Annotated in this window: 6 protein-coding genes; 5 read left to right on the top strand and 1 reads right to left on the bottom strand. The window is 68.1% G+C overall.

Annotated elements, in window-relative coordinates:
• From ACLPJJ_RS12655 to ACLPJJ_RS12640, 4 genes are all read left to right on the top strand, one after another.
• A partial coding sequence (locus ACLPJJ_RS12655; RefSeq protein WP_443591333.1) for a PD-(D/E)XK nuclease family protein occupies nucleotides 1-1389 on the top strand: 1389 nt, incomplete at its 5' end.
• Nucleotides 1386-4793 (top strand): double-strand break repair helicase AddA, encoded by a 3408-nt coding sequence (gene addA, locus ACLPJJ_RS12650; protein WP_443591332.1) that lies wholly within the window; start codon nucleotides 1386-1388, stop codon nucleotides 4791-4793. The genes ACLPJJ_RS12655 and addA, both read left to right, overlap by 4 nt.
• A 54-nt stretch (nucleotides 4794-4847) precedes the next feature.
• A complete protein-coding gene (gene trxA, locus ACLPJJ_RS12645; protein ID WP_443591331.1) occupies nucleotides 4848-5165 on the top strand; it encodes a thioredoxin in 318 nt (105 codons plus the stop codon).
• 1 nt (nucleotide 5166) lies between these two features.
• Nucleotides 5167-5562 (top strand): acyl-CoA thioesterase, encoded by a 396-nt coding sequence (locus ACLPJJ_RS12640; RefSeq protein ID WP_443591330.1) that lies wholly within the window; start codon nucleotides 5167-5169, stop codon nucleotides 5560-5562.
• Here the strand turns inward: ACLPJJ_RS12640 and ACLPJJ_RS12635 are convergent.
• Entirely contained in the window at nucleotides 5559-6632 is a 1074-nt protein-coding gene (locus ACLPJJ_RS12635) for an alpha/beta fold hydrolase (RefSeq protein WP_443591329.1), read from the bottom strand. The two genes, ACLPJJ_RS12640 and ACLPJJ_RS12635, sit on opposite strands and share 4 nt — an antisense overlap.
• Between ACLPJJ_RS12635 and ACLPJJ_RS12630 the strand changes: the two genes are divergently transcribed.
• The gene (locus ACLPJJ_RS12630) at nucleotides 6588-6782 is read left to right on the top strand and encodes a zinc-finger domain-containing protein (RefSeq protein WP_443591328.1); all 195 of its coding nucleotides are present in this window, start codon (nucleotides 6588-6590) and stop codon (nucleotides 6780-6782) included. The two genes, ACLPJJ_RS12635 and ACLPJJ_RS12630, sit on opposite strands and share 45 nt — an antisense overlap.
• Nucleotides 6783-6829 lie beyond the last annotated feature (47 nt).

Here is a 6829-nt window from a genome sequence, read left to right as displayed (position 1 = left end):
GCGGGACTGGCGCTCTCCGAGCTGCTGCTGGAGATGCTCGGCGCGCTGGAGGACATGCCGGATATTCGCCGCAACGAGCTGGCGGAACTGCTGGACGAATTGCTGCAGGGCGCGGTGGTGCGCCGCCCCCGCGCCAAGGACGGGCATCCGCGCATCGCCATCTGGGGCATCCAGGAGGCGGCGCTTCAAAGCGTAGACGTGGCGGTGCTCGGCGGGCTGGTGGAAGGCGTGTGGCCCGCCCCGGCCGAGCCCGGCCCCTGGCTCTCCCGCCCCATGCGCAAGCTGGCCGGCCTGCCCTCGCCGGAGCAGAAGATCGGCCAAGCGGCGCATCATTTCTTCTCCCTCGCCAGCGCCTGCCGCGATGTGGTGCTGGCCGCCCCGCTGCGGCGCGAGCGCGCCCCGGCCGTGCCCGCGCGCTGGCTCACCAGGCTGGAGGTGATGCTCGCCGGAGCCGGATTGGCACTGGAACGGCACGACGCGGCAAGCTGGGCGGCGCAGTTGGACATGCCGCAAAGCCGCCAGCTTCGCCCCAAACCCCGCCCCACCCCGCCCGCCGCCGCGCGGCCGGGCACGCTCTCCATCTCCGACGTCGCCACGCTGATGGCCGACCCGTATGCGATCTATTGCCGCAAGATCCTGAACATCCGGGAGCTCGACGCGCTGGACGAGGAAAGCGACCAGAGCCTGTTCGGCGAGATCGTGCACGCCGGGCTCGCAACCTTCTTTGAGGACAAGGACGCCGCCGGGCGCCCCGGTGCCGTGCAGGCGCTCACCGCCGCGTTGCTGGCCGAGATGCTGAAGCAACGCCCGCGCGCGGCGCTGGAGCAATGGTGGGGCGCACGGCTGGAGCGCATCGCCGCCTGGGTGATCGAGGAGGAACTGAGCCGCCGCGCGGCGCAGGGCGTGCCCAAGGCGCTGCGCCATGAGGTGAGTGGCGAGATGCCACTGCCAGGCGGCTTCTTGCTGAAAGGCCGGGCCGACCGCATCGAGCTCAGCGCCGCCGGTACGGTCAGCATTATCGACTACAAGACCGGCACAGTGCCGAACGCCAAATCCGTGAAGAACGGCGCCGCGCCGCAACTGCCGCTGGAGGCCGTGATGGCCGAGGCCGGGGCGTTCGGCGAGGAGTTCCGCGCCAAGGTGGCGGAGCTCGCCTATTTCAAGCTCTCCGGCCGGGCCGAGGCCGGGGATGAAACCAAGCCGTTCAAAACCGAAGCGGACATCGCCGAGGCCGTCGCCCAGGCCGCCGCCGCGCTGCCGGAATTGTTCGCAAAATTCGCACGCGCCGAGACACCCTATCTGGCGCGCCCGCACCCCTCCCGGCCAAACCAATACGATGCATATGCCGGGATTTCCCGCCGCGCCGAATGGGAGGACGAGCCGGAATGAACGCGATCGACACCGCCAACGCGGAGCAGCGCGCCGCCTCCGATCCGCTGACCTCCGCCTTCGTCGCGGCCTCGGCGGGCTCGGGCAAGACCAAGCTGCTCACCGACCGCCTGCTGCGGCTGATGCTCTCCGGTACCACGCCGGACAAGATCCTCTGCCTCACCTACACCAAGGCGGCAGCGGCGGAGATGCGCATCCGCCTGAACAAGCGCCTGGGCGAATGGGTGGTGAAGGACGATGCGGCGCTGCGGGCCGACTTCGCGGCACTTGATGTGCCCGCGAACGCCAAAACCCTTGGCCGGGCACGCAAACTCTTCGCCGATGTGCTGGACCTGCCGGGCGGGATGCGCATCGAGACCATCCACGCCTTCTGCCAGTCGCTACTGCGGCGCTTTCCGCTGGAGGCCGGGCTGTCCCCGCATTTCGAGGTGGCGGATGACGAACAAGCCGGCCGCCGCTTGCGCGAGGCGCGCGAGACCGCACTTGCCGACCCACAGGTGCGCGAGGCGGTGCGCGCCCTGGCGGCGGAAACGAACGAGCAGGATTTCGCAGCACTTACGCAGGTTTTCGTGCAGGAAGCGCCTGCGGAGTTGCTGAGGGATGCCGCCACTGACCGGTTGATCGCCATTCAGCGCGGCGCGCTTGGCGCTGGCGAAAAAACCGCCGCGGAGATTCTCGCGGGCGCTGTCCGCATGTCGCGCGAGGCGCAACTGCGTGAAATTTTGCGGCAGATCGCGGAACGCGGCAACGCGACTGGCATCAAGAACACGGAGCCGCTGCTGGACTGGCTGGCCCTGCCACCGGAAGACCGTGCCGCGCGTTGGGATGTCTGGGCGCATGGTTTCCTCACAGGCGGCAAAGCCCGCACCTTCAAGGGCTATTGCGGCGCGAAGCTGAAGCCCGAGGAAGACAGATTCAAGGACGAGCTGATCGCGGAAAGCCAGCGCATCCTCGCGGTTCAGGAAAAGCTGAAAGCCGCGAAACTCGCCGCGCTGAACGCGCATCTGGCGAGGCTGCTGCTGCCGATCGCGGCGCAGGAGTGCTCCGAGAAAATCCTCGCCTCGCATCTCAGCTACGCCGATCTCGTCAGCCATACCGGACAGCTTCTCATCGACCCCGGCGCCGCCTGGGTGCTTTACAAGCTCGATGGCGGCATCGAGCATCTGCTGCTCGACGAGGTGCAGGACACCGCCCCGGCGCAATGGGAGATCGCCAACGCGCTGGCGGCGGAGTTCTTCGCGGGCGAGGGCGCGCGCGAGGCCAGCCGCAGCATCTTCGCCGTGGGCGATGCCAAGCAGTCGATCTTCTCCTTCCAGGGTGCTGACCTGAAAAGCTTCGACGCCTACAGGAAAAAATTCAAGGCCCAGGCCGTTGGCGCGGGGCGCAAGTGGCTCGATGGCCAGCTCTCCGTCTCCTTCCGCTCCACCGCGCCCGTGCTGACGCTCACCGACGCCGTATTCGCCGAAGGCCCGGCGCGGGACGGCGTGATCGCCCCCGGCGAGACGTTGCGCCACGAGGTGAGCCGCGCCGGACAAGCCGGACGGGTGACGCTCTGGCCCCTCACCCAGCCGCGCGAGGCCGCCGAGCTGCCCGATTGGGGCCTGCCCGAGGATTACGAAAGCGCCGATTCCGCCAAGGCCGTGCTGGCGCGGGAGATCGCGGACTGGATCGCGGCACGGCTGAAGCAGATTTTGCCCTCGCGGGACCGCCCGGCACGGCCCGGGGATTTCCTGATCCTGGTGCGCCGGCGCGACGCGCTGCTGAGTGCCATCACCGCCGCGCTGAAGGCGCGCGGCATCGCCGTGGCGGGGCTGGACCGCATGGTGCTGACCGAGCAGCAGTCGGTGAGCGATCTGCTGGCGCTGTGCGACGCGCTGCTGCTGCCCGATGACGATCTCGCCTTCGGGCAATTCCTCGCCTCGCCGCTCGGGGGGCTCACCGATGCCAGCCTGATGGACCTCGCCTTGGGCCGGGGTCGGAAGCCATTGGTGCAGGCGCTCTACGCCCGGGCGCAGGAGCGCGGGGACTGGACGGCGGCCAAGACCTTCTTCGAGGAACTGCGCGCGAAGGCGGATTTCTACGCTCCCTATCCGCTGCTGGCCGAGGCGCTGGGGCCGCTGGGCGGGCGGGCCAAGCTGCTGCGGCGGCTGGGGCCGGAGGCGGCGGAGCCGATCGACGAATTCCTCGCCGAGGCGCTCACCTTCACCGGGCGCGAACCCGGCTCGCTGCAGAATTTCGTGTTCACGCTGCGCCAGACCGGAGCCTCCATCAAGCGCGAGGCCGAGGCGGGTGGCGACGAGGTGCGGATGATGACCGTGCATGGCGCCAAGGGGTTGCAAGCGCCCATCGTGATTCTGCCCGACACCACGGCGCTGCCGAAGAACGACCGGAATTTGTTCTGGCTCGGCGTGCCGCAGGAGGACGCGCTTGTGCCGGTGTTCTGCCCGCGCGGCGATCTGCGCGCGCAGGCGGTGGCGGATGCGGCGGCGGACGTAACCGAGGCGGCGCGCCAGGAATATAACCGCCTGCTCTATGTCGCCCTCACCCGTGCCGAGGACGAACTGCTGATCTGTGGCGCCGCCGGCAAAAACGCCCCGCCCGACACCTGCTGGTACGAGGCGGTGCGGCGCGGCTTCACCCGGCTGGAGACCCGCGAGGAAAACGGCGCCCTGGTACATGACTGCGAGCAGGGCGCGGCGCCGGATCGCGTCTCCCGCCATGGCGAGGCCATCCAGGCTCCCCTGCCCGCCTGGCTTGGCGGCGTGCCGCTCTGGCAGGCCGCTCCGCCGCCGAAGGAGGCCGCGAAGCCCGAACGCATCGTGCCCAGCCGGAGCATGGAGGAAGAAACCAGGCGCGCCATCGCCGCCAGCCCGCTCGGCACCACCCTGGGCGCCGCGCGCGCAGCCCGGGCGGCTGCCATGGAAAAAGGCACGGCGATCCACGCCATGTTGCAGCACCTCCCAGACCTTCCCGCCCCGGCCCGGCCGGAAGCGGCACTGGCCTATCTTGCCGCGCAGCCCGCTTTGGCCACAGAGGCGGAAGTGCTTTGCGCCGCCGTGCTGGCGATCCTCGACAATCCAGCCCTCGCCCCGCTGTTCGGCCCCGGCTCCCGCGCCGAAGTGCCGCTGGCCGGCGTGGTGGGGGAGAAGGAAATCGGCGGCCTGGTGGACCGTCTGGCGGTCACGGACCGGGAAATCTGGCTCGCCGACTACAAGACCGACCGCGCCCCGCCCCAGGACGCCGCCGGGATTCCGCCCAAATACGTGAGCCAGCTCGCCGCCTACCGGGCGATCCTGCAACAGGTGTACCCCGGCCTCCCGGTGCGCTGCGTGCTGATCTGGACCCAGAGCGCAACGGTGATGGATGTGCCGGACGCGATGCTGGATGGCGCCTCACCGGCTTGATCCTGGGGCGGTTCGCCGCCATGTTACCTGCAACTTCCATTGTCTGGGTGTATCATGACCAAAGCCGTTACCGACGAAACCTTCGAGACCGATGTGCTGAAATCCAGCGCCCCCGTGCTGGTGGATTTCTGGGCCGAGTGGTGCGGGCCGTGCCGGTCCATTGCCCCCTCGCTCGAGGATCTGGCCAAGGAATATGAAGGCAAGCTCGAAGTAGTGAAGGTGAATATCGACGAAAACCCGATGACGCCGAGCACCTTCGGCGTGCGCGGCATCCCGACCCTGATCATCTTCAAGGACGGCAAGCCGGCCGCGACCCAGGTGGGGGCCGCGCCGAAATCCGCGCTGAAGGCCTGGATCGAGAAGAGCCTGTAAGATGTTTGATACGAATGGGGAGCGCCCGCCCGAGTGCATGCCGATGGTGCGCGTCATCGCCATGCCGGCCGACACCAACGTGAACGGCGACATCTTCGGCGGCTGGCTGATGAGCCAGATGGACCTTGCCGCCGGCAACCTCGCCTCGCGCACTTCCGGCGGGCGCTGCGTCACCGTCTCGGCGGATGCGATGACCTTCCTCCGCCCGGTGAAGGTGGGTGACGAGGTGAGCGTGTATTGCGAGCTGCTCGCCACCGGCCGGACCTCGATGAAGATCGCCGTGGAAGCCTGGCGCCGCGCCCGCGTCGGCGGCGAGGAATGCCGCGTGACGAAGGCGGTGTTCACGTTCGTCGCCATCGACATGGAGGGTAAGCCGAGGCTGGTTCACCCGGCCTAATCGGCGAGGAAGATCGTCGCTTGGGTGGGGGCTGACGATGGCAGCCCCCACCCCTCGATAAACGCCAGAATATCCGCGCTCGGCGTGGCCCGCTCCAGATCGCGCGGGATCAGGTGGTAATCCGGCGGGTAATAGGCCAGCGTCACCGGCGCGTCAGGCGGAATCGCCTCCCAGCAGCGACGCATGGCCTCGGGCGGGATCAACTCGTCATGCCCGCCATACAAAATGAGCGCGCGCTGGCGGAAATTGCCGCAGGCCCGCTGGGCTTGGCCCATCAGGCGCACTACCCCGGCGACGCTATCGATGCGCGGCGCGTGTGTGCTTAGCGGGTCGTCGCCGAAGGCGATCAGCGCCGCCTCGTTATCCGACGCCATTATATGCACCGCCTGCCCGGTTAGCCGTTTGCTTGGTGCTACGAAGGCAGCGACGCTCAGCGTCTCCCGGTAGAACGGGTTCATCGCCGGCCCGCCCCACACTGCCGGGGCGGATAAAATATAGCCATCCACCGGCGGCGGGTTGCTGGAAGCCCCGAGCAGCAGGCCGATGCCGCCGCCCATGCTCTCGCCCATGACGAAGAGCTTCACCCCCGGATATTGCGCGCGGAGCTGCACGGCCTCGTCCCGTGCCTCGTCCACCAGCGTATCAGTGCCCGGCCAGTAGCCGCGGTTCCTGGTGGCGCCAAAGCCGGACTGGTCCGGCGCGTAGATGGCGATGCCGTGAGGGGTGAGGTAGTCCGCCAGCATCTCCCAGCCATCGCGGCTGTCGGTATAGCCATGCAATGCGAGAATGACGGCTTTTACCTGCCCCTGGGCCGGGTACAGCCGGTAGGGCAGGCTCGCGCCGTCGGGCAGGGCAAAATAGCCGCTTGTGATAATGGGATGGTCAGGCCTGTCATGCGGCACGCCAAACGCCATGGATGTGCACCCCGCCAACGCCAGCGGCAGAACCAACACCCGGGCCAGCTTGGGGAATGCGCGGAATGCCGTTATGATGCCTTGGAGTTTGACCAGATAAGGCAGGATGCGATGAGCGTGCAGACAGAAGCGGTGAATGCGACTGAAATCATTCATGTGAAAACCCCTGCGGTCTCATGCGACGGCGGTGTGGGTCCGCTCGGGCATCCTCGTATTTACCTCCGAATTACCGATAAGCAAATCGCCTGCCCGTATTGCTCCCGCATTTACGTGCTGGAAGAGGGCGCTGCGGACCATAGCCATTGAGGCTCGTCCTCGTCGACGGCTCGGGCTTCATCTTCCGGGCCTTCCAC

The sequence above is a fragment of the Acidocella sp. genome (assembly GCF_052326845.1).
Lineage (GTDB): Bacteria > Pseudomonadota > Alphaproteobacteria > Acetobacterales > Acetobacteraceae > Acidocella.
This window is presented reverse-complemented; position numbering and strand designations above follow the sequence as displayed.